The organism is Nevskia soli DSM 19509, assembly GCF_000711955.1.
GTDB classification, from domain to species: Bacteria; Pseudomonadota; Gammaproteobacteria; order Nevskiales; family Nevskiaceae; genus Nevskia; species Nevskia soli.
On the sequence record NZ_JONR01000026.1, the window covers coordinates 16,795 to 41,190 of the forward strand.

General features: G+C 66.1%; 24 protein-coding genes and 1 other RNA gene. 7 read left to right on the plus strand and 18 right to left on the minus strand.

Annotation, left to right across the window (positions count from 1 at the left end):
* Nucleotides 1-22: 22 nt before the first annotated feature.
* The 14 genes from nuoN to ndhC form a co-directional block, all read right to left on the minus strand.
* A complete protein-coding gene (gene nuoN, locus BP26_RS0114335; RefSeq protein ID WP_029921262.1) occupies nt 23-1,567 on the minus strand; it encodes an NADH-quinone oxidoreductase subunit NuoN in 1,545 nt (514 codons plus the stop codon).
* Nucleotides 1,564-3,111: an NADH-quinone oxidoreductase subunit M gene (gene nuoM / locus BP26_RS0114340; RefSeq protein WP_029921263.1), complete on the minus strand. Its 1,548-nt coding sequence runs from the start codon at nt 3,109-3,111 to the stop codon at nt 1,564-1,566. The genes nuoN and nuoM overlap by 4 nt, the downstream gene beginning before the upstream one ends.
* Nucleotides 3,108-4,958, minus strand: a complete 1,851-nt coding sequence (gene nuoL, locus BP26_RS0114345) for an NADH-quinone oxidoreductase subunit L (RefSeq protein WP_029921264.1) — start codon at nt 4,956-4,958, stop codon at nt 3,108-3,110. Before nuoL ends, nuoM begins: the two co-directional genes overlap by 4 nt.
* A 7-nt stretch (nt 4,959-4,965) precedes the next feature.
* A complete protein-coding gene (gene nuoK, locus BP26_RS0114350) occupies nt 4,966-5,274 on the minus strand; it encodes an NADH-quinone oxidoreductase subunit NuoK (RefSeq protein ID WP_029921265.1) in 309 nt (102 codons plus the stop codon).
* 95 nt (nt 5,275-5,369) lie between these two features.
* Nucleotides 5,370-5,867, minus strand: a complete 498-nt coding sequence (gene nuoJ, locus BP26_RS0114355; protein ID WP_029921266.1) for an NADH-quinone oxidoreductase subunit J — start codon at nt 5,865-5,867, stop codon at nt 5,370-5,372.
* A gap of 50 nt (nt 5,868-5,917) precedes the next feature.
* Entirely contained in the window at nt 5,918-6,271 is a 354-nt protein-coding gene (locus BP26_RS28655; protein ID WP_211254929.1) for a four helix bundle protein, read from the minus strand.
* 54 nt (nt 6,272-6,325) lie between these two features.
* Nucleotides 6,326-6,883: an NADH-quinone oxidoreductase subunit NuoI gene (nuoI, locus tag BP26_RS0114360; protein WP_036516956.1), complete on the minus strand. Its 558-nt coding sequence runs from the start codon at nt 6,881-6,883 to the stop codon at nt 6,326-6,328.
* Between the two features lie 10 nt (nt 6,884-6,893).
* Nucleotides 6,894-7,901: an NADH-quinone oxidoreductase subunit NuoH gene (gene nuoH, locus BP26_RS0114365; RefSeq protein WP_029921268.1), complete on the minus strand. Its 1,008-nt coding sequence runs from the start codon at nt 7,899-7,901 to the stop codon at nt 6,894-6,896.
* A gap of 154 nt (nt 7,902-8,055) precedes the next feature.
* Nucleotides 8,056-10,794: an NADH-quinone oxidoreductase subunit NuoG gene (gene nuoG / locus BP26_RS0114370; RefSeq protein ID WP_029921269.1), complete on the minus strand. Its 2,739-nt coding sequence runs from the start codon at nt 10,792-10,794 to the stop codon at nt 8,056-8,058.
* A gap of 25 nt (nt 10,795-10,819) precedes the next feature.
* Nucleotides 10,820-12,118, minus strand: a complete 1,299-nt coding sequence (gene nuoF / locus BP26_RS0114375) for an NADH-quinone oxidoreductase subunit NuoF (RefSeq protein WP_245611807.1) — start codon at nt 12,116-12,118, stop codon at nt 10,820-10,822.
* Nucleotides 12,115-12,654 carry an NADH-quinone oxidoreductase subunit NuoE gene (gene nuoE / locus BP26_RS0114380; protein WP_084183102.1) on the minus strand — a complete coding sequence of 180 codons (540 nt, stop codon included), beginning with the start codon at nt 12,652-12,654 and terminating at the stop codon, nt 12,115-12,117. The genes nuoF and nuoE overlap by 4 nt, the downstream gene beginning before the upstream one ends.
* On the minus strand, nt 12,641-14,428 hold the full coding sequence (gene nuoC / locus BP26_RS0114385) for an NADH-quinone oxidoreductase subunit C/D (protein WP_029921272.1): 1,788 nt from the start codon (nt 14,426-14,428) through the stop codon (nt 12,641-12,643). The genes nuoE and nuoC overlap by 14 nt, the downstream gene beginning before the upstream one ends.
* A 3-nt stretch (nt 14,429-14,431) precedes the next feature.
* Complete coding sequence (locus tag BP26_RS0114390; RefSeq protein WP_029921273.1) at nt 14,432-15,091, minus strand: NADH-quinone oxidoreductase subunit B; 660 nt, start codon at nt 15,089-15,091, stop codon at nt 14,432-14,434.
* Between the two features lie 10 nt (nt 15,092-15,101).
* Nucleotides 15,102-15,455, minus strand: a complete 354-nt coding sequence (ndhC, locus tag BP26_RS0114395) for an NADH-quinone oxidoreductase subunit A (protein ID WP_084183107.1) — start codon at nt 15,453-15,455, stop codon at nt 15,102-15,104.
* 469 nt (nt 15,456-15,924) lie between these two features.
* On the opposite strand from ndhC, the gene BP26_RS0114400 reads away from it, so the two are divergent.
* From BP26_RS0114400 to ffs, 7 genes are all read left to right on the plus strand, one after another.
* Entirely contained in the window at nt 15,925-17,109 is a 1,185-nt protein-coding gene (locus BP26_RS0114400) for a class I SAM-dependent rRNA methyltransferase (protein WP_029921275.1), read from the plus strand.
* 80 nt (nt 17,110-17,189) lie between these two features.
* The gene (lgt, locus tag BP26_RS0114405; protein ID WP_029921276.1) at nt 17,190-18,005 is read left to right on the plus strand and encodes a prolipoprotein diacylglyceryl transferase; all 816 of its coding nucleotides are present in this window, start codon (nt 17,190-17,192) and stop codon (nt 18,003-18,005) included.
* 12 nt (nt 18,006-18,017) lie between these two features.
* Complete coding sequence (locus BP26_RS0114410) at nt 18,018-18,410, plus strand: tautomerase family protein (protein WP_029921277.1); 393 nt, start codon at nt 18,018-18,020, stop codon at nt 18,408-18,410.
* Between the two features lie 3 nt (nt 18,411-18,413).
* Complete coding sequence (locus BP26_RS0114415) at nt 18,414-19,208, plus strand: thymidylate synthase (protein ID WP_029921278.1); 795 nt, start codon at nt 18,414-18,416, stop codon at nt 19,206-19,208.
* The gene (locus BP26_RS0114420; protein ID WP_029921279.1) at nt 19,205-19,693 is read left to right on the plus strand and encodes a dihydrofolate reductase; all 489 of its coding nucleotides are present in this window, start codon (nt 19,205-19,207) and stop codon (nt 19,691-19,693) included. The genes BP26_RS0114415 and BP26_RS0114420 overlap by 4 nt, the downstream gene beginning before the upstream one ends.
* Nucleotides 19,694-19,896: 203 nt before the next feature.
* Nucleotides 19,897-20,163, plus strand: a complete 267-nt coding sequence (locus tag BP26_RS0114425; RefSeq protein WP_029921280.1) for an acyl-CoA-binding protein — start codon at nt 19,897-19,899, stop codon at nt 20,161-20,163.
* Between the two features lie 128 nt (nt 20,164-20,291).
* An RNA gene (gene ffs, locus BP26_RS28660) (signal recognition particle sRNA small type) lies at nt 20,292-20,388 on the plus strand.
* Between the two features lie 112 nt (nt 20,389-20,500).
* Here the strand turns inward: ffs and BP26_RS29550 are convergent.
* From BP26_RS29550 to BP26_RS0114445, 4 genes are all read right to left on the minus strand, one after another.
* Nucleotides 20,501-20,659: a hypothetical protein gene (locus BP26_RS29550; protein ID WP_157572536.1), complete on the minus strand. Its 159-nt coding sequence runs from the start codon at nt 20,657-20,659 to the stop codon at nt 20,501-20,503.
* A gap of 211 nt (nt 20,660-20,870) precedes the next feature.
* Nucleotides 20,871-21,740 (minus strand): phosphatase PAP2 family protein, encoded by an 870-nt coding sequence (locus BP26_RS26740; protein WP_051748984.1) that lies wholly within the window; start codon nt 21,738-21,740, stop codon nt 20,871-20,873.
* Nucleotide 21,741: 1 nt separating this feature from the next.
* Nucleotides 21,742-23,346, minus strand: coding sequence for an ArnT family glycosyltransferase (locus tag BP26_RS0114440; protein WP_051748985.1), 1,605 nt, complete (start codon nt 23,344-23,346; stop codon nt 21,742-21,744).
* Nucleotides 23,339-24,385, minus strand: a complete 1,047-nt coding sequence (locus tag BP26_RS0114445; protein ID WP_029921283.1) for a glycosyltransferase family 2 protein — start codon at nt 24,383-24,385, stop codon at nt 23,339-23,341. The genes BP26_RS0114440 and BP26_RS0114445 overlap by 8 nt, the downstream gene beginning before the upstream one ends.
* Nucleotides 24,386-24,396 lie beyond the last annotated feature (11 nt).

The following is a 24,396-nucleotide window of genomic DNA, read 5'->3' on the forward strand; positions in this document are numbered from 1 at the left end:
GCCGCCCTCAGAACATCTGACTCTATTGCCCCGCCAATCCCGCCGCCTGCACGATGGCGATGAACGGCGTCGGGTAGACACCCAGCAGCAGCATCAGGAAGGCCAGAGCCAGCAGCATCAGGCCGCCGGTGTTCTGCGCCCAGTCCAGGGGGGCGGAGAACTTGCGCACCCAGGGGGCGCGCAGGTAGAGCTGAGCCATGGCGCGGAGGTAGTAGAACAGGCCCACGGCGCTGCCGAAGACGACGGTGGCCATCAGCAGCCACAGGCGATGGTCGACGCCGGCGGCGATGACGTAGAACTTGCCGATGAAGCCGGCGGTGAGCGGGATGCCGGCCAGCGACAGCAGCGCCACGGTGAGGATGGCGGCGAGGTTGGGGCGGCGCCAGAACAGGCCGCGGTAGTCCCACAACGTATCGGCGTCATGGTCGCCGTATGGGCTGGACACCAGGGTCACCACGCCGAAGGCGGCGAGGGTGGTGACGACGTAGGTGAGCAGGTACATGCCGACCGCTTCCGTGGCCAGCGCGCCGGTGGCGATGAAGGCCACCAGGATGTAGCCGAAGTGGGCGATGGACGAGTACGCCAGCAGGCGTTTCACGTTGTCCTGCAGCAGCGCCAGGATGTTGCCGATGACGATGGACAGGATGGCGATGACGGTCAGCACGTTCATCAGCGAGACGTACTGATAGGCCTTGGTCTCGACGAAGTAGCGCAGCAGCAGCGCCAGCACCGCGGTCTTCGAGGCGGTGGCCAGGTAGGCGGCGACCGGGGCGGGCGCGCCCTCGTAGACGTCCGGGGTCCACAGGTGGAACGGCGCCAGCGACAGCTTGAAGGCGACGCCCACCAGCAGCAGGCCGGCGCCGACCGTCAGTACCAGCCGGGCGGGACTCATGGCGGCGGCGGAAGCGGCGCGATGGCCGATCTGCGCGAAGTCGAGGGTGCCGACCTCGGCGAAGATCAGGGCCATGCCGAACAGGATAAAGGCCGAGCCCACCGCCGACAGCACCAGGTACTTGATGCTGGCTTCGAGCGAGCGGCGCTCCTTCACCAGGTAGCCGATCATGCCGTAGAGCGGCAGCGACAGCAGTTCCAGGCCGATGAAGAAGGCGGCGAAGTGGCGGCTGCACACCACCACCAGTCCGCCCAGGGCGGACAGAGCCAGCAGGATGTAGACCTCTTCCTGGTTGCCCTTGTAGCCCTCCATGTAGGCATAGGTGAGGGTGGCCGTGGCCAGGCCGGCGGCGAGCACCAGGCCCATGTAGAAGGCGGCGTAGCTGTCGATCACCAGCAGCGGCGTGACCAGCTGCGGCAGCGGCGGGTGCCCGAAGAAATCCAGCATCTTCAGGATCGGCGCCTGCAGGAATCCGGGCAGCTGATCGGCCAGTTGCGGCAGCACCAGGTAAGTAGCGGAGATCAGGGCCAGGTTCAGGCCCACCGCGACCACCGTGGCGTTCCACCAGTGATGGCGGCGGAAGGCGATGGCGACCATCACCCACATGATGGTGGCGCTGACGATCAGGATCGGCGCGAGCGCCAGCCACTGATTGGCATTGAGGGCGAAATTCATGGTGCGCCCCCGGCCTGGGCCGCGGCCAGCGTGGCCTGGGCTGCCTGGTAGAGGTGCTGCACCGCCTGCATCGGCGCCTTGGACAGCTCGAACACCGGTTGCGGATAAAGGCCGAAAAACACCAGCAGGGCCATCAGGGTCAACATGGTGGCGATTTCACGGCTGTTGAGGTCACCGAGCTTGTTCTTGTCGCCGCCCTGCACCGGGCCGTAGAACGCGCGCTGCACGAACATCAGCGAGTACACCGCGGCCAGGATCAGGCCGGTGGAGGCGATGACCGTCACGAACCTGTCCACCGGCCAGGTGCCGAGCAAGATCAGGAATTCACCGACAAAGTTGGCGAGGCCGGGCAGGCCCAGGCTGGCGGCGGCGAAGAACAGGGCGATCGGCGGCAGGAACGGGAAGCGCGACCACAGGCCGCCCATCAGTCTCAAGTCACGTGTATGCAGCCGTTCGTACATTTCGCCGCAGAGGATGAACAGGCCGCCGGCGGAGATGCCGTGCGCCAGCATGTTGATCACCGCACCCTGCAGGGCCTGCTCGGTGCCGGCATAGATGCCGATCAGCACGAAGCCCATGTGGCTGATGCTGGTGTAGGCGACCAGGCGCTTGACGTCGTTCTGGGCGAAGGCCAGCCAGGCGCCATAGACGATGCCGAGCACGCCCAGCCACATCGCGACCGGGGCGAACTGCGCCGAGGCATGCGGGAACAGCGGCAGAGCGAAGCGCAGCAGGCCGTAGGCGGCGGTCTTCAGCAGGATGCCGGCCAGGTCCACCGAGCCGGCGGTGGGCGCCTGCGAGTGCGCGTCGGGCAGCCAGTTGTGCAACGGCACCACCGGCAGCTTCACCGCGAAGGCGATGAAGAAGCCCAGCATCAGCCACCATTCCACCGTTGCGCTCATCGGCGTGTTGAGCAGCGCCGGGTAGTCGAAGGTGAAGACACCGGTGCTGTTGTGGTGCACGAACACCAGGCCCAGGATGGCCAGCAGCATCAGCAGGCCGCTGGCCTGGGTGTAGATGAAGAACTTGGTCGCCGCGTAGACGCGTCCCTTGCCGCCGGGGGCGTTATGGCCCCACAGCGCGATCAGGAAGTACATCGGCACCAGCATCATTTCCCAGAAGAAGAAGAACAGGAACAGGTCCATGGCGAGGAACACGCCGATGACGCCGCCCAGGTTCCACAGCAGGTTCAGATGGAAGAAGCCGACGTTGCGCTGCACCTCGCGCCAGGAGCAGGCGATGGCCATGATGCCGAGCAGGCCGGTCAGGCCCACCAGGATCAGGGACAGGCCGTCCAGCGCCAGGTGGAAGCTGATGCCGAAGCGCGGAATCCACGGCACCTGGAATTCCTGCATCCACTGGTGCTTGTCGCCGAGCAGGGTCAGCGAATAGTCGCCGACCAGCCACAGGTGCGCGGCCAGGCCCAGCACGGCGAACATGGTGCCCAGCGCCACCCAGCGCGGGAAGCCGCGCCCGAAGCGCTCGATCTGCCAGCAGAGGAAACCGCCGATGAAGGGCAGTACGAACAGCCAGACTAGGATCATTGGTAGACCACCACCGCGGCGATAATGAGTACGGCGCCGAATGCCACGCTGGCGGTGTACCAGCGCAGGCGTCCGCTCTGGCTGAGCGCCGTCGCCTTGTTGAACGAAACCAGCACCACCGGAATGCAGCCGATGATCTGGTCGAATACATCCTTGCTGTTGATGCGCACCAGCCACAGGAAGGGCTTCACGAACAGGCGGTCATAGAGCCAGTCGAAGCCGAAGGCGCTGTACCAGTAACGGCTCAGCAGCTTGGCCAGGCCGGTGCCTTCCAGCCATTGCAGCAGGCGCGGCTGGCCGAAGAAACGCCAGCCGGCGATGGCGATGCCGCATATGGCAACGAAGCCGGACAGGGCTTCCACCAGGTGCTGTTCCGAGCCGCCTTCTTCCGCGGGGTTGGCCGGCAGCACATTGGCCAGGGGCGGATGGATCATGCCGCCGACGAAGGTCGACAGCACCAGCAGCACGCTCAGCGGCAGCCAGTAGGACACGCCGTGGCCGGCATGGGCGTCGGTCTTGGCCTCGCCGAAGAACACCGTGAAGATCAGGCGGAAGGTGTAGAGCGAGGTGAGGAAGGCGCCGAGCAGGCCGGCCCAGAACAGGCCGATATGGCCGCCGGCATAAGCCTGCCACAGGATCTCGTCCTTGCTGAAGAAGCCGGCGGTGAGGTAGGGCACCGCGGCCAGGGCCGAGCCGCCGACCACGAAGCTCCAGAACGCCAGCGGGATCTTCTTGCGCAGGCCGCCCATCTTGCGGATGTCCTGCTCGTGGTGGCAGGCCAGGATCACCGCGCCGGAGGCGAGGAACAGCAGCGCCTTGAAGAAGGCATGCGTCATCAGGTGGAATACCGCGGCCGACCACGCGCCGGCACCCAGCGCCAGGAACATGTAGCCGATCTGGCTCATGGTGGAGTAGGCCAGCACGCGCTTGATATCGGTCTGCACCAGGGCGGTGAAGCCCGCCAGCAGCAGCGTCACCGCGCCGACCAGGCCGACCATCTCCTGCGCGAACGGCGCCAGCTCGAACAGGGTATGGGTGCGGGCGATGAGATACACGCCCGCGGTCACCATTGTGGCGGCGTGGATCAGCGCGGAGACCGGGGTGGGGCCGGCCATCGCATCCGGCAGCCACGTCTGCAGCGGCAGCTGCGCCGACTTGCCGACCGCGCCGCCGAGCAGCAGCAGGGCGATGGCGGTGACAGTGAGGCTGCCCGGGTGGAAGGCCTGCGGCGCGAGCTGGAGGATCTCCTGGATGTTGAGCGTGCCCAGCGTCTGGAACAACAGGAACAGGCCGATGGCCATGAAGGTGTCGCCGACGCGGGTGACGATGAACGCCTTGCGCGCCGCCGCGCCGTTGGCCGGATCCTGGTACCAGAAGCCGATCAGCAGGTAGGAGCACAGGCCCACGCCTTCCCAGCCGAAGTACAGGAACAGCAGGTTGTCGCCCAGTACCAGGAACAGCATGCTGGCGACGAACAGGTTCATGTAGGAGAAGAAGCGGCCGTAACCCTCGTCGCGGCGCATGTACCAGGAGGCGAACAGGTGGATCAGGAAGCCCACCCCGGTGATCACGCCCATCATGGTCAGCGACAGCCCGTCCAGGCGCAGCGCGAACTGCGGTGCGAAGCCGCCGACCTGCATCCAGGTCCACAGCGGTTCGACGTAGGCGCCGTCGGCTGGAGGATGCTGCAGGAACTGCGCGCCGACGATGGCGGCGACCAGTGCCGACAGGCCGATGGAGCCGACGCCGATCACGGCGGCGAGCTTCTCCGGAATCTTGCCGCGGCCGAAGGCCAGGATCAGGAAGCCGAGCAGGGGAAACAGGAAAACCAGGAACAGGATATTCATGATCGGGTCAGCCCTTCATCTCGCTGGCCGCATCCGTATCCAGCGTGTTGAAGCGCCGGTAGATCTGCAGCACCAGGGCCAGTCCGACACTGGCTTCGGCCGCCGCCAGGGTCAGGATGAGGATAAACATGATCTGTCCGTCGGCTGCGCCCCAGCGACTGCCGGCGGCGACGAAAGCCAGGGCCGCGCCGTTCATCATCACCTCGATGGACATCAGCACGAACAGGATATTGCGGCGCAGCAGGATGCCCAGCAGCCCCAGTGAAAACAGGATGCCGGACAGGATCAGCGCGTGCTCCAGCGGTATGGCGCTCACTCCGTTCATCTTCGTAAGTTCGTTCTGTCCTTATCTGTACCGCCCCGCCGCCAGGGCAGGGGAGAGCTTGCAGCTTTTGTTGTCCGTTACTACGTTCAGTCTTCGTGCCGGCCAAGATGGAAGGCGGCGACCAATGCCGCCAGCAGCAGCATCGATGCCAGTTCCACCGCCAGCAGGTACGGCCCGAACAGCGCCATGCCGACTTCGCGCGCGCCGATGGTGCCGTAGCCGACCATGTGCTTGTCGCCACCGATCGGATGCAGCACCCGCACCAGTTCGAACAGCAGCACCAGCGACAGCGCGCTGGGGCCGATCCAGGCCTGCCAGCGCAGCCAGCGCTTTTCCTGCTCGATGGTGGCGCGGCCCAGGTTGAGCATCATCACCACGAAGACGAACAGCACCATGATGGCGCCGGCATAGACGATGATTTCGAGGATGCCCGCGAACGGCGCACCGATGGAGAAGAACACCATCGCCACCGCCAGCAGGGACACGATCAGGTACAGCAGCGCGTGCACCGGGTTGGGGTTGGTCACCGACATCATCGTGGAGATCACGGCGACTGCGGCTGCTAGATAAAACGCGATTTCCATAACGGCCAGTGGTCAGTGGTTAGTGATTAGTGACTAGTTAAAGACGTTGTTTATTTGAGCGCAACAAGAAGTCCATTCAACAGGCGGCCGACTTCATCACCTGACGCCATCAGGTCGCCTGCTACTTCATTGTCCAGATAACCAAAAGAAATCGCCAAATGCATTTGCGTCTCCAACTCGTACAACGAACCTCTTGCATGCCCTAGAAACTGCTTGAATTCACCTTTACTCAAGCGGCCTTGCCCTTCAGCTATGTTACTCGGCACAGATATCGCAGCTCTCCGCATCTGTGCCGTCAATCCAAATCGCTCTTCACCCGGAAATCCTTGACTCACACGATAGACATCTTTTGCAAGCTGTATCGCCTTTTGCCAAACCACCAAGTCCGTATAGCTCTTGATCATCCTTCCGGCCAGTTTTTACTGACCACTAATCACTAGTCACTAGCCACTCAATCTTCACGGCAGGAGCGACTTGACGTCGACCGGCTTGGCCTCGTTCTTCGCCGCGCCCTTGGGCTTGCCGGCGATGCTGAGGCCGGCGATGCGGTAGAAGTTGTAGTCGGGGTACTTGCCGGTGCCGCTGATCAGCAGGTGCTCCTTCTCGTACACCAGGTCCTGGCGGCGATACTCGCCCAGCTCGAAGTCCGGCGTCAGCTGGATCGCGTTGGTCGGGCAGGCTTCCTCGCACAGGCCGCAGAAGATGCAGCGCGAGAAGTTGATGCGGAAGAATTCCGGGTACCAGCGGCCGTCATCCTGCTCGGCCTTCTGCAGCGAGATGCAGCCCACCGGGCAGGCGGCGGCGCAGAGGTTGCAGGCGACGCAGCGCTCCTCGCCGTCCGGATCGCGGGTCAGCACGATGCGGCCGCGGTAGCGCGGCGGCACATAGGGCTTCACTTCCGGATACTGGATGGTGTCGCGCTTGCGGAAGGTGTGGCTGGCCACCATCACCATGCTGCGCAGGTTGGTGTAGATGCCGATGAAGATGGCGACGAGTTTGGCGAAAAAGTCTTTCATTGGCGGTCTTCTAGCCTCCCTGGTTGGCGAGGATCACGGCGCCGGTGACCAGCATGTTGACCAGGGCCAGCGGCAGGCAGAACTTCCAGCCGCCCGCCATCACCTGATCATAGCGAGGCCGCGGCAGCGCGCCGCGCAGCAGGATGAAGAGCATGATGAAGATGAAGGTCTTGATGAAGAAATAGATGAAGCCCAGCCAGGCGTGGCTCTCGGCGCCGGGGCCGTGCCAGCCGCCGAAATACAGCGTGGTCAGCAGGCCCGACACCACCACCACGCCGACATACTCGGCGACGAAGAACATGCCGAACTTCATGCCGGAATATTCGGTGTGGTAGCCGGCGGCCAGTTCCTGCTCGGCCTCGGGCAGGTCGAAGGGATGGCGGTGCGTGGTGGCCACGGCTGCCAGCGCGAAGGTGCAGAAGCCGAAGAACTGGGTGAGGATGAACCAGTGGTGCGCGCCCTGGTAGGCGATGATGTCGTTGACGGCGAACGAGCCGGTCTCCATCACCACGCCCATCAGCGCCACGCCCATGAACACCTCGTAGCTGAGCATCTGCGCCGCCGAGCGCAAGCCGCCGAGCAGGGCGTACTTGCTGTTGCTGGACCAGCCGCCGAGCATCACCGCGTAGACGGCAAGGCCGGCCAGGGCGAAGAACAGCAGCACGCCGATGTTGAGGTCGCCGGCCACGTTCCAGCCCGGCGCCACCGGCACCAGCACGAAAGCCATCATCATGGTGGTCATCGCCACCAGTGGCGCGATCAGGAAGGCCGGCTTGTCGACGAAGGGCGGCATCCAGTCTTCCTTGAAGAAGATCTTGATCATGTCCGCCACCACCTGCCCCAGGCCGAACGGTCCGACGCGGTTGGGGCCATAACGGTCCTGCCACACGCCGAGCAGGCGGCGTTCCACCCAGATCAGCATGGCGGCGACGATGACCGAGCCGAACAGCAGAACCAGCGCCTTGAGGCTGGCGATGATGGCGTCGACCACTTCAGGGTGGTTGGAGAACCAAGTGATCATAGCGGCGCGAGCAGCGTGGAGGGGCCCCGTGCGGAGCATGGGGATCCCAGCGTCGCGAGTCGGCGCAGGCATGAGACCTGCGCACTCGGGAGCGCGGGATCGCGAAGGCGGGAAAGCGATCCGCCCTGTTCGGAGGCTGTCATTGACGGTCTCATGCGGCATTCACCCGCGAGAGCTTGATGGTGGCGCCCGCCTCGGCGTAAGCCATGCCTTCGACACCCAGCGGCAGGCCCACGGTGCCGCGCGGCAACGTCGGCAGCAGGCGCAGCGGCAGGCGCACCGCCGAACCGGCCAAGGCCACGTCGATCAGCATGTTGGCGCCGATGCCGAGGCTGTCGGCGTCGGCCGGGTTGAGGCCGACGTAAGGCTTGGGCGCGCGCTCGGCCACCGGCGCGGCACGGGCGGAGAGCTCTTCACCGCCGAAGATGTGATGCAGGTTCACCGTGCGCCATTCGCCGGCCTTGGCGGTGAAAGCGGCAGGGATGGCGTCGAAGTAGGTCTTCACCGCGGCATGCGCCTGCGGCTCGAACAGTCGCACGCCGGCATCGCCGCCGCGCAGGTGTCCGCCCACCTCGTCCTGGAACTTGTTCCAGGACTGCGGCGAGTTCCAGCCCGGGGCCCAGGCGAAGGGGATCAGGGCGGAGGGGCGGTCGCCAGCCTCGGTGCCGTGATGGCCTTCCATGGAGAAGGCGAGGGCGGTGTCCGCGTCCTGGCTGGCGCGCGGCTCGTGCACCGAGATGTTGGCGCGCATCGCGGTGCGGCCGCTGTAGCGGTGTGGCTCGCGCGCCACCTTGAGGCCGTGCATGCGGAACTGCGCGTTCGGTGCGGCCTTGACCATGCCGTTCAGCTGCGGCAGCGCCTGCTCGCAGGCGATGCTGACATCGTCGAAGTGTTTCCACTCGGAGGCGACGTTGCTGTATTGCGCGCGCAGGTCGTTGAGCCAGTACCAGGCTTCGCGGATGGTGACCTTGGGATCGTAATAGGTCGCGTCGTAGACCTGGAAGTAGCGCTGGGCGCGGCCTTCATTGTTGACCACGGTGCCGTCACCCTCGGCGAAGCTGGCGGCGGACAGCACCACCTCGGCCTGCTGGGCGGTGTCGGTCATCTGGTGATCGGCCACCACCACCTTGGCGTTCTTCAGCGCGGCATCGACCAGCGCCTTGCCGGCGCGGCGATAAAGATCGTTCTCCACCACCACCACGGCATCGGCGGCGCCGGACTTCAGGGCTTCCAGCGCCTGGTCCAGGCCGGCGGCCTGCATCAGCGCCAGGCCCATGCTGTTCACTTCCGGCACCACCAGGCTCAGCTCGACATGCTTGCCCTTGGCCTGCAATGCACGCACCACGTTGGCGGCGGCGTCGATCACCGACTCCAGGCCGGTGCCGGTGCCGGAGACCACCAGCGGCTTGTCGGCGGCGAGCAGGCCGTCGGCGATGGTCTTGACCAGGGCGGTGCTGGCTTCATCCAGGCCGGACACGGCAGGCGCGGTGGCATCGATCGCATGCGCCACGGCGAAGCCGAGACGGGCGATGTCTTCCGGCGCGGCGCGGTAGGTCTGCGCGGCGATGTCGTCGATGCGGGTGGCGTCGACGCTGGCGACGTACAGCGGGTTCTTCTCGTGCTGGCCGATGTCGGCCAGCGCGGCGGCCTGCCATTCGGCGATGTGCTTGTCGCGCGCGAGCGTGGTCTGGCGGCCGCGCGCGGTCTGGCGCAGGGCCAGCGCGATGCGCGGCGCGGTGTTGGTGACGTCCTCGCCCAGCACGAAGGCGGCGTCGGCCTGCTCGATCACGCGCAGGGAGGGGATGCGCACATGCCCTTCGCTGAGGATCTTCGCGGCCTTCTGCACCAGCTTGCCTTCGGCGGCGGAGTGGCCGTCGAAGAAATTCTCCGCTCCGACCAGGGTGCGCAGGGCAAAGTTGGCTTCCAGGCTGGCGCGCGGCGAGCCGATGCCGATGACGCGCTTGGCCGACTTCAGCAGGTTGGCGGCGTGCAGCACCGCCTCGTCCGGCGGCAGTGCGACAAAGCTGCCGTCGCGCTTGACCAGCGGCTGGCGCGGACGGTCCTTGCGGTTGACGAAGCCGTAGCCGAAACGGCCGCGGTCGCACAGGAAGTAGTGGTTGACCGCGCCGTTGTAGCGGTTCTCGATGCGGCGGATCTCGCCGTAGCGTTCACCCGGGCTGGTGTTGCAGCCCACCGCGCAGCCCTGGCAGATGCTGGGGGCGAACTGCATGTCCCACTTGCGGTTGTAGCGGTCGCCGTGGGTCTTGTCGGTGAACACGCCGGTGGGGCAGACCTCGGTCAGGTTGCCGGAGAATTCGCTTTCCAGGATGCCGTCGGTCTCGCGGCCGAAGTACACATTGGAAGCGGTACCGTAGACGCCGAGGTCGGTGCCGCCGGCATAGTCCTTGTAGTAGCGCGTGCAGCGGTAGCAGGAAATGCAGCGGTTCATCTCGTGATTGATGAACGGCCCCAGGTACTGGTTCTGGTGGGTGCGCTTGGTGAAGCGGTAGCGGCGCGTGGCATGGCCGGTCATCACCGTCATGTCCTGCAGGTGGCAGTGGCCGCCTTCCTCGCACACCGGGCAATCGTGCGGGTGATTGGTCATCAGCCATTCCACCACGCTGGCACGGAAGGCCTTGGATTCCTCGTCGCCGATGGAGATGTAGGTGCCGTCGGTGGAAGGCGTCATGCAGGACATGACGATGCGGCCCTGCTTGTCGTTGGCGTCGCGGTAGGCTTTCACCGCGCACTGGCGGCAGGCGCCGACGGAGCCCAGCTCCGGGTGCCAGCAGAAGTAGGGGATATCGAGGCCCAGCGACAGGCAGGCGTGCAGCAGGTTGTCCCCGCCGTCCACCTCGTACTGCTTGCCGTCTACGTGAATGATCGCCACGTCGTTTCTCTTTTCCGTATTTCGGTTAAGCCGCTGCCTGCGCCGGTGCCTTGGCGATGCCGGCCTCGAATTCGGCGCGGAAGTATTTCAGCGCCGACTGCAGCGGCTCCATCGCGCCGGGCGCGTGGGCGCAGAAGGTCTTGCCGGGGCCGAGGAAGCGGGTCAGCTGCTCCAGTGTCTGGATGTCGCCTTCGCGGCCCTGCCCCTGTTCCAGCGCATACAGCAGCTTCTCGGTCCAGGGCAGGCCGTCGCGGCAGGGCGTGCACCAGCCGCAGGATTCGCGGGCGAAGAATTCTTCCAGGTTGCGCACCACCGAGACGATGTTCTGCTTGTCGTCCACCACGGTGAGCAGGCCCGTGCCCATGCGGCTGCCGGCCTTGGCGATGGTGTCGAAATCCATCGCCAGGTCCAGGTGCTCGGGCATCAGGAAGTCGGTGGAGGCGCCGCCCGGCAGCCAGCATTTCAGCTTGAGGCCGTCCTTCATGCCGCCGGCATGCTCTTCCAGGATCTCGCGGGCGCTGGTGCCGAAGGGCAGTTCCCAGCAGCCGGTCTTCCTGGCGCGGCCGGAGACGCCGTACAGCTTGGTACCGGCGTCCTTGCTCTTGCCCTGCGACAGGCCCTGGAACCAGGCGCCGCCGCGCAGCACGATGTGCGGCACGTTGGACAGGGTCTCGACGTTGTTCACCACCGTCGGCTTGCCCCACAGGCCGGCGATCTGCGGGAACGGCGGCTTCGCGCGCGGATTGGCGCGGCGGCCTTCCAGCGAATTGATCAGCGCGGTTTCTTCGCCGCAGATGTAGCGGCCGGCGCCGGTGTGCACAAACAGCTCGAAATTCCAGCCCGAGCCGAGGATGTTCTGACCCAGGTAGCCGGCGGCCTTGGCTTCGGCCACGGCCTTGTTGAGGCGTTCCGCGGCCACCACGTATTCGCCGCGCAGGAAGATGTAGCCGCGGGTCGCCTGGATGGCGTAGCCCGAGACGATCATCGCTTCCACCAGCTGGTGCGGCAGGCCTTCCATCAGCAGCCGGTCCTTGAAGGTGCCCGGCTCCATCTCGTCGGCATTGCAGACGATGTACTTGTTCTTCGGCGCGTCGGCGCCCATCGGCACCAGGCCCCACTTGACGCCGGTGGGGAAGCCGGCGCCGCCGCGGCCGCGCAGGTTGGCGTCCTTGACCGCCTTGGTCACTTCGGCCGGCGCTTCCTTCACCACTTTATGCAGCGCGGCGTAGCCGTCCTGCGCCTCGTAGGCCTTGAGGTCGAGCGGGTTGGCCAGGTTGACGCGGTAGGTCAGGGGCTTGCTGTCGGCGTAGGGGAGCGCGCTCACTTGTATTGCTCCAGCAGCTGGTCGATATGGTCCGGCGCGATATCGAAATGCGTGTCCTGGTCGATCATCAGCACCGGGCCCTTGTCGCAGGCGCCGAGGCAGCAGATCGGCAGCAGGGTGAAGCGGCCGTCCGGCGTGGTCTGGCCCAGTTCCACGCCGAGCTTGGCGCTGAAGGCCTTTTTCACGTCGTCGTAACCGGTGAGGAAGCAGGACACGCTGTCGCACATCTTGATGACGTGGCGGCCCACCGGGCGGCGGAAGATCAGGTTGTAGAACGTCGCCACGCCTTCCACGTCGGAGCCGGGAATGCCCAGCACTTCGCCGATGGCGGGGATTGCGCCGTCCGGCACCCAGCCGTGGCGGTGTTGCACGATCTTCAGCGCCTCGATGGTGGCGGCGCGGGGATCCTCGTAATGATGCGTCTCGTGCTCGATCGCCGCGCGGTCGTCGGCGTGCAGCACGAACGGTTCCTGCCGCGGCAGGTCGGCCAGCTTGATGATCGGCTGTGTGCTTTCCATGGTGTTAGCGGTCGACATCGGCCATCACGAAGTCAATGGAGGCCAGCAGCATGATCAGGTCGGGGATCATGCTGCCGTTGATGATGTGGGGAATCATCTGCAGGTGCGCGAAGCTGGGCGTGCGGATGCGCGTGCGGTAGCTGGTGGTGCTGCCGTCGCTGCTCAGGTAGTAGCTGTTGATGCCCTTGGTGGCCTCGATCAGCTGGCTCGATTCGCCTGGCGGCATCACCGGTCCCCAGGACACGCCCAGGAAGTGGGTGATGAGGGTTTCGATGTCCTGCAGGGTGCGCTCTTTCGGCGGCGGGCAGGTCAGCGGGTGGTCGGCCTTGTAGGGGCCGGCCGGCATGTGGTCGAGGCACTGCTTGATGATGCGCACGCTCTGGCGCATCTCTTCCAGGCGCACCATGCCGCGGTCGTAGGCATCGCCGTTCTTGCCCAGCGGCACTTCGAACTCGAAGTTCTCGTAACCGGAGTAGGGACGGGCCTTGCGCAGGTCGTAGTCGCAGCCGGTGGCGCGCAGGCCGGCGCCGGTGGCGCCCCATTCGATCGCCTCGGCGGTGTTGTATTCGGCGACGTGGATGGTGCGGGCGCGCAGGATGCCGTTCTTCATCGCCGCCTTTTCGTATTCGTCGAGGCGCTTGGGCAGCCATTCGACGAAATCGCGCACCAGCTTGTCCCAGCCGCGCGGCAGGTCATGCGCCACGCCGCCGATGCGATACCAGGCCGGATGCATGCGGAACCCGGTGATGGCCTCGATCACGTCGTAGGCCTTCATGCGGTCGGTGAACATGAAGAAGATCGGCGTCATCGCGCCCACGTCCTGGATATAGGTGCCCAGGAACAGCAGGTGCGAGGTGATGCGGAAGAACTCCGCCATCATCACGCGGATGGTCTTGACCCGGTCCGGCACGGTGATGCCGGCCAGTTTCTCCACCGCCAGCACGTACGGCAGGTTGTTCATCACCCCGCCGAGATAGTCGATGCGGTCGGTGTAGGGGATGAAGGTGTGCCAGGACTGCCGCTCCGCCATCTTCTCGGCGCCGCGGTGGTGGTAGCCGATGTCCGGCACGCAATCCACGATCTCCTCGCCGTCCAGCTGCAGCACGATGCGGAAGGCACCGTGCGCGCTCGGATGGTTGGGGCCGAGATTGAGGAACATGAAGTCATGGTCCGAGGTGCTGCGCTTCATGCCCCATTCTTCGGGCTTGAACTTCAGGCCTTCCTGCTCGAGGTCCTGCTTCGCCGCATCGAGCATGAACGGATCGAACTCGGTGGCGCGCGCCGGGTAGTCCTTGCGCAGCGGGTGGCCTTTCCAGGTGCGCGGCAGCAGGATGCGCTGCAGGTTCGGATGGCCCTCGAAGACGATGCCGAACAGGTCCCAGGCTTCGCGCTCGTACCAGTTGGCGTTGGCCCACAGCTTGTGGATCGAGGGGATGCTCGGCGCGTCGCCGGACAGGGCCACCTTGATCCTGACGTCGGAGTTACGGTCGATCGACAGCAGGTGATAGAACACCGTGAAGTCGGCCGAGGGGCCCAGGCGGTTGCGGCGCAGGCGCTCGTCCACCGCGCTCAGGTCCAGCAGCATCTTGTACGGACGCGGCACCCCGTTCTTGAGGAAGGCCAGCACTTCGGCGAAGCGCTCCTTCGGCGTCCACAGCGTCGGGACGTCGTCCTTGGTCGGCTGGAAGGTGAAGGCGTTCTCGCCGAAGCGCGCGTACAGCTCGCGCACCACTTCCGGCAGGGTGCCGGGCGCGGTAGCGGGATTGAGGGGTGCGGGAGCGTCGTCTGCCATGACTTAGATCTGGTCGGGCGTGCGCAGGGTGGTCTGGGCGCGGCGTTCGGCCAGCTTGCGGTCGCGCTCCGCCTGCATCGGCTGGCGGTACACGCCCTGGTCGCCCACCACCCAGGACAGCGGGCGGGTTTCCTTGCCGATCGAATCCTGCAGCAGCATCAGCGCCTGCAGGAAGGCTTCCGGGCGCGGCGGGCAGCCCGGGATGTAAACGTCCACCGGCAGGAACTTGTCCACGCCCTGCACCACGGAATAGATGTCGTACATGCCGCCGGAGTTGGCGCAGGAGCCCATCGAGATGACCCAGCGCGGTTCCACCATCTGCTCGTACAGGCGCTGCACCACCGGCGCCATCTTCACGAAGCAGGTGCCGGCGATGACCATCAGGTCGGCCTGGCGCGGCGAAGCGCGGATCACCTCGGCGCCGAAGCGGGCGAGATCGTGCGGCGCGGTGAAGGCCGTGGCCATCTCCACATAGCAACAGGACAGGCCGAAGTTGTACGGCCAGATCGAATTCTTGCGGCCCCAGTTGACCACCTTGTCCAGCGTGGTGGTCAGCACGGTGCGCTTCACCTGCTCTTCGATGTAGCCGGTGCCCTCGTTGACGCCGGCCGGGGTGGCCGAGCGCTTGGCGTTGGGGTCGATGCGTGTCAGCGAATATTCCATGCCTGCACTCTCAAATCTTGTCGGTCGCCGCGGCCGCCTGCGCTTCGCGCAGACGCTGCAGGCGGGGTTTCGGGGCCCAATCCAGGCCGCCCAGCCGCCATACATAAACCAGGCCAACCAGCAGCACGGCTATGAAAATGGCCGCCTCGATGAAGCCGGACCAGCCGCTTTCACGCAGCGAGACCGCCCAGGCGTAGAGGAACACGGCTTCGAGATCGAAGATGACGAAGAACATCGCCACCAGGTAGAACTTGGCGGAGATGCGCAGGCGGCCGCTGCCCACCGACACCACGCCGGATTCGAAGGGATCGTTCTTGGCGCGCCCGGTATTGCGGCCGCCCAGGACCCAGGACAGGCCGAGCATCAGCAACACCACGCCGAGCACCGCCACGGTGTAGACCAGGAAGGCCCAGGTTTGCGGCGAGCGCGGTAAATTTTCGATTAGGAAATGCACGCCCCAGTCTCACGATAGGTTGCGATGCGCCGTCCACGCAAAGTCCGGTGGAACAGCCCCGGGCGTCGTTGGCGGCGGCCAAAATCAGATGGCGCGTATGATACGCGAACGTTCCTCCGATCGCAGCTTGTGCGATCCCCTTTATCTGAGCTAGGCACTCCGGGCCCCCGTTGCGGTGAGTCGATCATCGGGTCCCGCGGTCCGGAATGCCCGGGCGGGCCGGGTCAGGATCCTGCGCAAAACCTGTCGTTGCAGGGGATTCTCCGGCATGGCCACCACGCTCGTCGTTGATGCGCGTCAAGTACACTGCGCCCATCCTCATCGGCGCCGCGTGCAATCCGTCCCGCCGCACTGCTCAAAATAATAGCGAACCATTCTCATGTCCGACATCCTCCTGCGTCTGAAGCCCAACGAAGAGCGCCGCCTGCGCGCCGGTCACCTGTGGGTCTACTCCAACGAGATCGACACCGAACGCACCCCGCTCAAGACCCTGCCGGCCGGAGCCCTGTGCCGCATCGTCGACTCGCGCGGCAATCCGCTGGGCACCGGTTACGTCAACCCGCATGCGCTGCTGTGCGCGCGCCTGCTCACCGGGCAAGGCGACGCCAGCATCGATACCGACTGGTTCGCCCGCCGCCTGCGCGCCGCCGCGGCGATGCGCGACCGCCTCTACGGCAAGCCGTTCTACCGCATGGTCCATGGCGAGGCCGACGGTCTGCCCGGCCTGGTGATCGACCGCTACGGCGATGTCTACGTGGTGCAGATCGGCACCGCCGGCATGGAGAACCTGAAGGCGCAGCTGCTCGATGCCCTGCAGGCCGAATTCAAGCCGCGCGGCGTGGTGTTGCGTAACGACTCCTCGGCCCGCGAGGCCGAGAACCTGCCGCTCTACGTCGAGGACATTGGTGCGGTGCCGCAAACGGTCACCATCGACGAAGGCGGAGTGTTGTTCGACATCGCCATGCACGGTAGCCAGAAGACCGGCTGGTTCTACGACCAGCGCGACAACCGCGACCGCCTGGGGCGCTATGTCCGCGATGCGCGGGTGCTGGATGTCTTCAGCTATGTCGGCGGCTGGGCCCTGCGCGCGCACGGCTTTGGTGCAAAGGAAGTCAGCTGCATCGACAGCTCCGCCCCGGCCCTCGAAGCCGCCGGCCACAATGCCGAACTCAACGGCGCCAGGCTGGAACTGCTCAAGGGCCAGGCCCTGGACGTGATGAAACAGCTCGCCGCCGACGGCCGCCGCTTCGAGGTGGTGATCGTCGATCCGCCGGCCCTGATCAAGCGCAAGCGCGACCACGAGGAAGGACTCTCCTTATATGGACGCCTCAACCGCGCCGCCCTCAGCCTGCTGACCCCGGGCGGCTTCCTGGTGTCCTGCTCCTGCTCCTACCACCTGGAGCCGGCCGAATTGCAGCGTGTGCTGCTGCGCGAGGCGCGCGCCACCAGCCGCCGCCTGCAGATCCTCGAACAGGGCGGGCAGGGGCCCGACCATCCGGTACATCCGGCCATCCCCGAAACGCGCTACCTCAAGGGCTTTTTCTGCGCCGCCGCGCAGGAGTGACCGGTACAATAGCGGTGCCGGCCGCGGCCCGCCGGCCCGGCTTCCACCACCTGTAATCCAGCACCCATAAAGCTCAGCGCATGCTCGTCCATCCGAACATCGATCCGGTCGCCATCCACCTCGGCCCGCTAAAAGTGCACTGGTACGGCTTGATGTATCTGCTAGGCTTCTGGGGCTTCTGGTGGCTGGGCTCGATCCGTGCCCGCTGGGCCCATGTGAACTGGCCGAAGGAGCGGGTCGGCGACCTGCTGTTCTACGGCGTGCTTGGCGTGATCCTCGGCGGCCGCACCGGCTACATGCTGTTCTACGCCTACGATGCGCAGGGCCACTGGACCCTGGGCCAGGACCCGCTGGCCTTCTTCCGTATCTGGGACGGCGGCATGTCCTTCCACGGCGGACTGATGGGCGTGATCGTGGCGATGATGGTTTTCGCCCGCCAGCAGAAGCTCACCTTCTTCGAAGTGGCCGATTTCGCCGCCGTGCTGACCCCCTTCGGCCTGTTCACGGGCCGCCTCGGCAACTTCATCAACGGTGAGCTGTGGGGCTCTCCCACCACCTTGCCCTGGGGCATGGTGTTCCAGGGCGCCCACGACAACCTGCCGCGCCATCCGAGCCAGCTTTACGAAGCTTTACTCGAAGGCCTGGTCTCGCTGGCCATCCTCTGGTGGTTCGGTCGCAAGCCGCGCCCGCGCGGCGCCATCAGCGGCCTGTTCCTGCTGCTCTACGCCAGCTTCCGTTTCCTCATCGAATTCGTGCGCCTGCCCGACAGCCAGCTCGGCTACCTCTACGGCAGCGGCTGGTTCACCATGGGCATGCAGCTGTGCATCCCGATGTTCCTGTTCGGCGCGGCCTTTGTCTGGATGGCCTATCAGGGCAAGTTCGAGAAAAGGCCCTAGGACGGTATAGGGATGCCCAGCACCCTGATCTCGATCCGCCGGCAACGCTCCGTTGAGGAGCGCCGCGCCATGGTCGAGGCTGTGCATGAAGTGCTGGCCCGGGTGCTCAAGGCGCCCGACCATGACCGCACCGTGCGCCTGCAGACCTTCGCCGCCGAGGAGTTCGCGGTAGGTCCGCAGGTCGGCGAGAACTACACGGTGGTCGAAATCTCGCTGTACCCCGGCCGCACCCTGGCGGTGAAGCGCGAGCTGTACCAGGCGCTGGTGCAGGCGCTCGGCGCCTTCGGCGTCCCGCCGCAGGAAACCAAGTTCATTCTCAACGAAGTGGCGCCGGACAACTGGGGGCTGCGCGGCGGCATCCCGGGTTCCGAAGTCAGCGCGCCGGTCAAGAAGCTGGAGGTGTAGGGCATGAGGCAGTATCTCGATCTGATGCAGCACGTGCTGGACCACGGCGCGGAGAAGTCCGACCGCACCGGCACCGGCACCCGCTCGGTGTTCGGCCACCAGATGCGCTTCGACCTGCAGCAGGGCTTCCCCCTGCTCACCACCAAGAAGCTGCACGTGCGCTCGATCATCGTCGAGCTGCTCTGGTTCCTGCGTGGCGACACCAACATCGCCTACCTCAAGGAAAACGGCGTCTCCATCTGGGACGAATGGGCCGACGAGAACGGCGATCTCGGTCCGGTCTACGGCAAGCAGTGGCGTTCCTGGCCCACCGCCGACGGCCGCCACATCGACCAGATCAAGCAGCTGCTCGAGCTGCTGAAGAAGAGTCCGGATTCACGCCGCATGCTGGTCTCGGCCTGGAACGTCGGCGAGCTGGACAAGATGGCCCTGATGCCCTGCCACGCCCTGTTCCAGTTCTACGTCGCGGACGGCAAGCTGTCCTGCCAGCTGTACCAGCGCAGCGCCGACATCTTCCTCGGCGTGCCCTTCAACATCGCCTCCTACGCCCTGCTCACCATGATGGTGGCCCAGGTCAGCGGCTACCGTGCCGGCGATTTCGTCTGGACCGGCGGCGACTGCCACCTCTACTCCAATCATCTCGAGCAGGCGCGCCTCCAGCTCAGCCGCGACACGCGCAAGCTGCCGACCATGACGCTCAACCCGGACGTGAAGGACCTGTTCGCCTTCCTCCCGGAAGACTTCGTGCTCAGCGACTACGAGCCGCACGCCCACATCAAGGCGCCGGTCGCGGTTTGAAGCCCCGGCTGACACTGGTCGTCGCCGTCTCCGAAAACGGCGTCATCGGCCGCGACGGCGGCCTGCCCTGGCGCCTGCCGGAAGACCTCAAGCACTTCCGCCGCCTCACCCTCGGCAACACCGTGCTGATGGGGCGCAAGACCTTCGAATCCCTGGGCAAGCCGCTGGAAGGCCGCGCCAACTGGGTGCTGACCCGCGATGCGGCGTTTGCAGCCGCCGGTGCGCGGGTGTTCCGCGATCTGGATGCTGCGCTGGCGGCGTCGCCGCAGGGCGAGTTGCTGGTGATCGGCGGCGCCGAGCTGTACCGGCAGACCCTGCCGCTGGCCAGCCGCCTGGAGCTGACGCGGGTGCATGCGCAGGTCGAGGGCGATACGCGCTTCCCGGATTACGACGCGAAGCAGTGGCGCGAAACATCGCGGGTGGATCATGCCGCCGACGAGCGCCATGCCCACGCCTACAGCTTCCTCACGCTCGATCGCATCTGAATCGTTTTGCGCTCAAGGTAGGTCGGCTCAAGCGCAGCGGAGCCGACATCTCCCGGCAGCGCGTCGGTTCCGGGCGCAAGCGCCCTTGAACCGACCTACACGCCAGCTTGTTTGAGCGAGTTTGACGCGCCTGCTATAAGACTGTTCCGGACGGAAGCGTATGGCTTCCGCCGTCTACAATTCCAAGAATCGAGGAAGCAGACATGGCAGATCTGAAGGCGCAATTCGAAAAGGCCCAGGCGGACGTCAAGACCCTGACCAAGCGTCCGGGCAACGAGGACATGCTGACGCTCTACGCGCTGTTCAAGCAGGGCAGCCAGGGTGACGTCAGCGGCTCGCGTCCGGGCATGCTGGACATGGTCGGGCGCGCCAAGTTCGACGCCTGGACCAAACTCAAGGGCACCGGCAAGGACGCCGCGCTGCAGAAGTACATCGACAAGGTCGCGGAGCTGCTCAAGACCCACAAGTAAGCGGCTTGACGAGCCGGGTTCGGCCTCCATCGCCGCGTTCGCGGTGACAGGGGCGGTGATGAGGGCCGCGTCAGTCCGGTTCGTCCTTGCTGTCGCGGCCCATACGAGGGACAATGCGCCCCGGTCCGCGCCGGTGCCCTCGCGACGGCAAGCTGTGAACCCCGCCAGGCCCGGAAGGGAGCAACGGTAGCGGTGTAGCCGGGTGCCGGGGTGTCGCTGGCGCGGGCCGCCTGTCTTCGACAGGACTTGAATTTCCAGATCGCGTTTTGCACTGCGGGCAGTACAGCCGCGGTTTCCGCGTGCATGGGCCATTCCTCCTGTGATGCGTGGTTTGCGCCTAGCGCTTCCTGTCGCCCCGGGAAAGTGCGGGATTGCTGGGCAGGCGCCCGCCGGCCAGCAGCAGCGCCAGGCCCAGCGAAAGCGCCAGCGCGCCGAAGGCGAGACCAATCACCAGCGGTGCCTGCAACAGGATGTGAAAAAGCTGGTTCGAGGACATGAGCGCCTCCCGCGTTCATCCGCCGCCGCCGGACATGGCAACGACGGCTGACGTTTATTGAAGCGCCTGGGCCGATAGGAAATCGAGAGGACCCGTGCCGCTGAATCATCAGCGGGCGATAAACAAATCCGGGTGCGGCGTTAAGCGCGCATAGCCGGAGGCGTGAATGGCGCTTCGCGCGCGGATTTGCCGCCGTTGCGGCGTGCGCGGGCTACCGCGGTACGGCGGCGCGGCGGTCGATTGCCTGCATGCCCGGCGCGATCAGGTAATCCCAGGCCGTCAGCGCCAGCGCCAGCACCGCCACGCCGTGCGCCCACCACAGGGCCAGGGGATAGGCCGGCTGGCCCAGCAGCAGGGCCAGTGCGCAGCCTGCCAGCACGGCTACCGTCAGGAAGTGGGCCGGCGCGCTGAGCCCCCAGGCCTGCCAGCGCTGCGCCAGCGGTGCGCCCAGCAGCACCGCCAGCGTGCCCACGCCCATGCCCGCCACCACGTCCAGCGGCCAGTGCGCGCCGACGCCCACGCGGCTCAAGCCCACCAGCAGGGCCAAGGTAAAGGCGCACCAGCGCATCCAGTTCAGCGGCAGGAACCAGGCGAAGGTCCCCATGGTGACGAAGGCGGTGACGGTATGGCCGGAAGGAAAGCTGTGTGTCAGGTACAGCGGGCCGACCAGGTGGAAATGATCCGCCGGCAACACGGCGCCGGGGCGCATGGCATTGAAGGCCGCCTTCAGTCCGCGCGACAGCACCGTGGCGATCAGCGCATTGGGCAGCGCCAGCCATACGATCTGCGGAAAACGCCGCGCCAGCAGCAGCAACAGCGCCAGGGCGAAGAGGGTGTCTCCGCTGTAGGTCACGCACTCGGCCAGCCAGTCCGGCACATGCGCCCACACTGCGTTCAGCGGGTGGAACACCGCGTGGTAGCCGCTGAGCGCGAACCACACCGTGCCGACAATCAGTGCCGCCACCAGCCACCAGCGCAGCGTCGCCAGCGCGCCCGGCTGCCGCCACGCCAGGATGTCGCGGCGCGCGGCGAGGTCATTGGTCAACAGGCGGCGATAGGCCCTGGCTCTGGCTCCGAACATGTCACGACGGCCGCGGGCTGCCGCTTTTCACCGGGCCGGAAGTCGGCGCCGGCGGACGCAGCAGCAGGGCCACGCCGCCGCGCTGGAATTCCGGGATCAGCGTCACCTGCTCGCCCAGCTCGGCCTGGAGATCGGGCAGGCGGTCCAGCCGCACGAACACCAGCTCGCCCGGTTCCGGCAGCCGGTTCGGCGTCACCGCGCCGCGGTACACGGAAAAGGTCGGCAGGAAGGTGCGATAGCTCACCGCCGGCAGGTTGAGATCGCGTGCGCGCAGGGCGGCCTCGCGGATCGGCCCCTGTTGCGCGGCGGCCAGCACCGGCACCACGCCGAACCAGACCAGCACGCCGAGCGCCAGTCCGGCGCCGAGCACGGCCCGCCACGATTCGGTGCCGCGGCGGAACAGCAGCACCAGCAGGCTCAGCATTGCCGCCGCCGCCAGCACGTAATAGGAGCGGCTGAAGGAATTGATCGCCAGGGTGACGATGCCGCGCTCGTAGACGCGCTGCTCCGGAATGTGGATCAGGGGCAGGATCCAGGGCAGGGCGCCCAGCACCGCCACCAGCAGCAACGCCGGCAGCAGCACCCAGCCGCGCGCCGGTGCGTTGCGCCAGCCGCGGCCGAACAGGATGAACAGCGGCGTGCAGCCGTAGAGCAGGTAATGCGGCAGCTGCGTGCCGGAGAAGGAGAAGAACACGAACACCACGGCGAACCACAGCAGCAGGAACACATCGAGCGGATCGGGTTTGCGCGCCCGCCACAACGCCGCCGGCAGCAGGGCGGTGAAGGGCAGCACGATCAGCGGCAGCCACACCAGGTAGTACCAGGGCTTGCCGCCGTGACCTTGCAGCGTGTTCTCGTAGCGGTTGAGGTTGTGGTCGAGCAGGAAGTGGCGGAAGAACTCGCCGTGGTCCTGCAGGTACAGCAGCCAGGCCCAGGGCAGCACCACCGCCGCGAACACCAGCCAGCCGAGCGGATTCAGCACCGCCTTGAGCCAGTCCAACGGCCGTCGCTGCCAGGCGTAGAACAGCAGGCTCACCAGCAGCGGCAGCGCCACCGCCACCGGGCCCTTGGTGAGGAAGCCCAGGCCCATCCACAGGTAGATGCGCAGCAGCTTGCCCAAGGAGGGCGCCACGCAATGCCGGTAGATGTCCAGCATGGTCAGCGCGATCAGCATGTCGAGCAGCGCGTCGGCAATGGCGGCATGGCCGATCACGCTGGGCATTAGCCCCAGCCCCAGGCTGCCGGCGGCGAGCAGGGCGGCGCGGCGCTCGCGGGTGAAGCTCCAGGTGAAGCCGTACACCGCGAACAGCCAGACGCTGGCGCATAGCGCCGAGGGCAGGCGGAAGGCGAACTCGCCGAAGCCGAAGGTTTTCACCGCGGCGGCCTGCAGCCAGTAGATCAGGATCGGCTTGTCGTAGCGCGGCTCGCCGTTGAGCGTGGTCGAAAGATAATTGCCGCTGTCGATCATCTCGATGGTGGCCTGGCTGAAAGCGCCCTCGTCGAGGTCGAACAGCGGCACCGAGCCGAGCTTGCTCCAGAAGCCCAGCAATAACGCCGCGAGCAGGAACAGGATATGTCCTGCGTGCAGCCGTTCCGCCTCAACCACTGTGCGACGCAACCTCGCCGGACTGGGTCACCGGGACCTCGAGCGTGTGCTGCCAGCCCAGGACTCCGCCGGGCAGGTCCGGCGTGATGGTCAGCGGGCCTTCCTGGCGCTGGTAGAAGATGCGGGTGAGCATTTCCGCCAGCACGCCGGTGGTCAGGAACTGGATCGAGAACACCAGCAGCAGCACCGACACCAGGAACATCGGCCGGCTGCCGATGGATTCGCCGAGGATGAACTTCACCACCGCCAGGTACGTCATGCCGATGCTGCCGAGCACGCCGAACAGCAGCCCGATGGAGCCGAAGAAATGCCCCGGGCGCGAACGGAAGCGCAGGAAGAAGAACACCGTCAGCAGATCCAGGATCACGCGGAAGGTGCGCGAGATACCGTATTTGCTCTCGCCGAACTGGCGCGCATTGTGGCTCACCGCGGTTTCGCCGATGCGGCTGGGCGAGGTGACCATCGCCGCCCACACCGGGATGAAGCGGTGCATCTCGCCGTACAGGCGCACTTCCTTGATCACCTTGGAGCGGTAGATCTTCAGGCTGCAGCCGTAGTCGCGGATTTGCACCCCGGTGACCTTGCCGATCAGCTTGTTGGCCAGCTTCGACGGCAGCTTGCGCGACAGCCAGGCGTCCTGGCGGTTGGCGCGGTAGCCGGCGAGCAGGTCCAGGTCGCGCGCATACATCTCCTCGACCATGCGGGGGATGTCGGCGGGGTCGTTCTGCAGATCGCCGTCCAGCGTGGCGATGACTTCGCCGCGTGCGGCGTCGATGCCGGCCTGCATCGCCGTGGTCTGGCCATGGTTGCGGGCAAAGCGGATCACCCGCACGTGGGCGCCGTACTTCTCGCCCTCGGCGATCAGGCGCTTGCCGGTATCGTCCTGGCTGCCGTCGTCGACACAGATCAGCTCCCACGGCCCGCTGTAGGCGGCCAGGCCTTCGTGCACCCGGGCCAGCATGGGCGCGACGTTGTCCTGCTCGCGATACATCGGGATGACGATGCTCAAGCTGGGACTGATGGCGGGTCGATCCGTCAAGGGGCGTTTCC

Coding starts and splice junctions, on each gene's coding strand:
- nuoN (WP_029921262.1), bottom strand. CDS start 1,567: ATGAATTTCGCCCTCAATGCCAATCAGTGGCTGGCGCTCGCGCCGATC.
- nuoM (WP_029921263.1), bottom strand. CDS start 3,111: ATGATCCTAGTCTGGCTGTTCGTACTGCCCTTCATCGGCGGTTTCCTC.
- nuoL (WP_029921264.1), bottom strand. CDS start 4,958: ATGAATATCCTGTTCCTGGTTTTCCTGTTTCCCCTGCTCGGCTTCCTG.
- nuoJ (WP_029921266.1), bottom strand. CDS start 5,867: ATGGAAATCGCGTTTTATCTAGCAGCCGCAGTCGCCGTGATCTCCACG.
- BP26_RS28655 (WP_211254929.1), bottom strand. CDS start 6,271: ATGATCAAGAGCTATACGGACTTGGTGGTTTGGCAAAAGGCGATACAG.
- nuoI (WP_036516956.1), bottom strand. CDS start 6,883: ATGAAAGACTTTTTCGCCAAACTCGTCGCCATCTTCATCGGCATCTAC.
- nuoE (WP_084183102.1), bottom strand. CDS start 12,654: ATGTCGACCGCTAACACCATGGAAAGCACACAGCCGATCATCAAGCTG.
- nuoC (WP_029921272.1), bottom strand. CDS start 14,428: ATGGCAGACGACGCTCCCGCACCCCTCAATCCCGCTACCGCGCCCGGC.
- BP26_RS0114390 (WP_029921273.1), bottom strand. CDS start 15,091: ATGGAATATTCGCTGACACGCATCGACCCCAACGCCAAGCGCTCGGCC.
- ndhC (WP_084183107.1), bottom strand. CDS start 15,455: ATGCTCGGCCTGTCCTGGGTCCTGGGCGGCCGCAATACCGGGCGCGCC.
- BP26_RS0114400 (WP_029921275.1), top strand. CDS start 15,925: ATGTCCGACATCCTCCTGCGTCTGAAGCCCAACGAAGAGCGCCGCCTG.
- lgt (WP_029921276.1), top strand. CDS start 17,190: ATGCTCGTCCATCCGAACATCGATCCGGTCGCCATCCACCTCGGCCCG.
- BP26_RS0114410 (WP_029921277.1), top strand. CDS start 18,018: ATGCCCAGCACCCTGATCTCGATCCGCCGGCAACGCTCCGTTGAGGAG.
- BP26_RS0114415 (WP_029921278.1), top strand. CDS start 18,414: ATGAGGCAGTATCTCGATCTGATGCAGCACGTGCTGGACCACGGCGCG.
- BP26_RS0114425 (WP_029921280.1), top strand. CDS start 19,897: ATGGCAGATCTGAAGGCGCAATTCGAAAAGGCCCAGGCGGACGTCAAG.
- BP26_RS29550 (WP_157572536.1), bottom strand. CDS start 20,659: ATGTCCTCGAACCAGCTTTTTCACATCCTGTTGCAGGCACCGCTGGTG.
- BP26_RS26740 (WP_051748984.1), bottom strand. CDS start 21,740: ATGTTCGGAGCCAGAGCCAGGGCCTATCGCCGCCTGTTGACCAATGAC.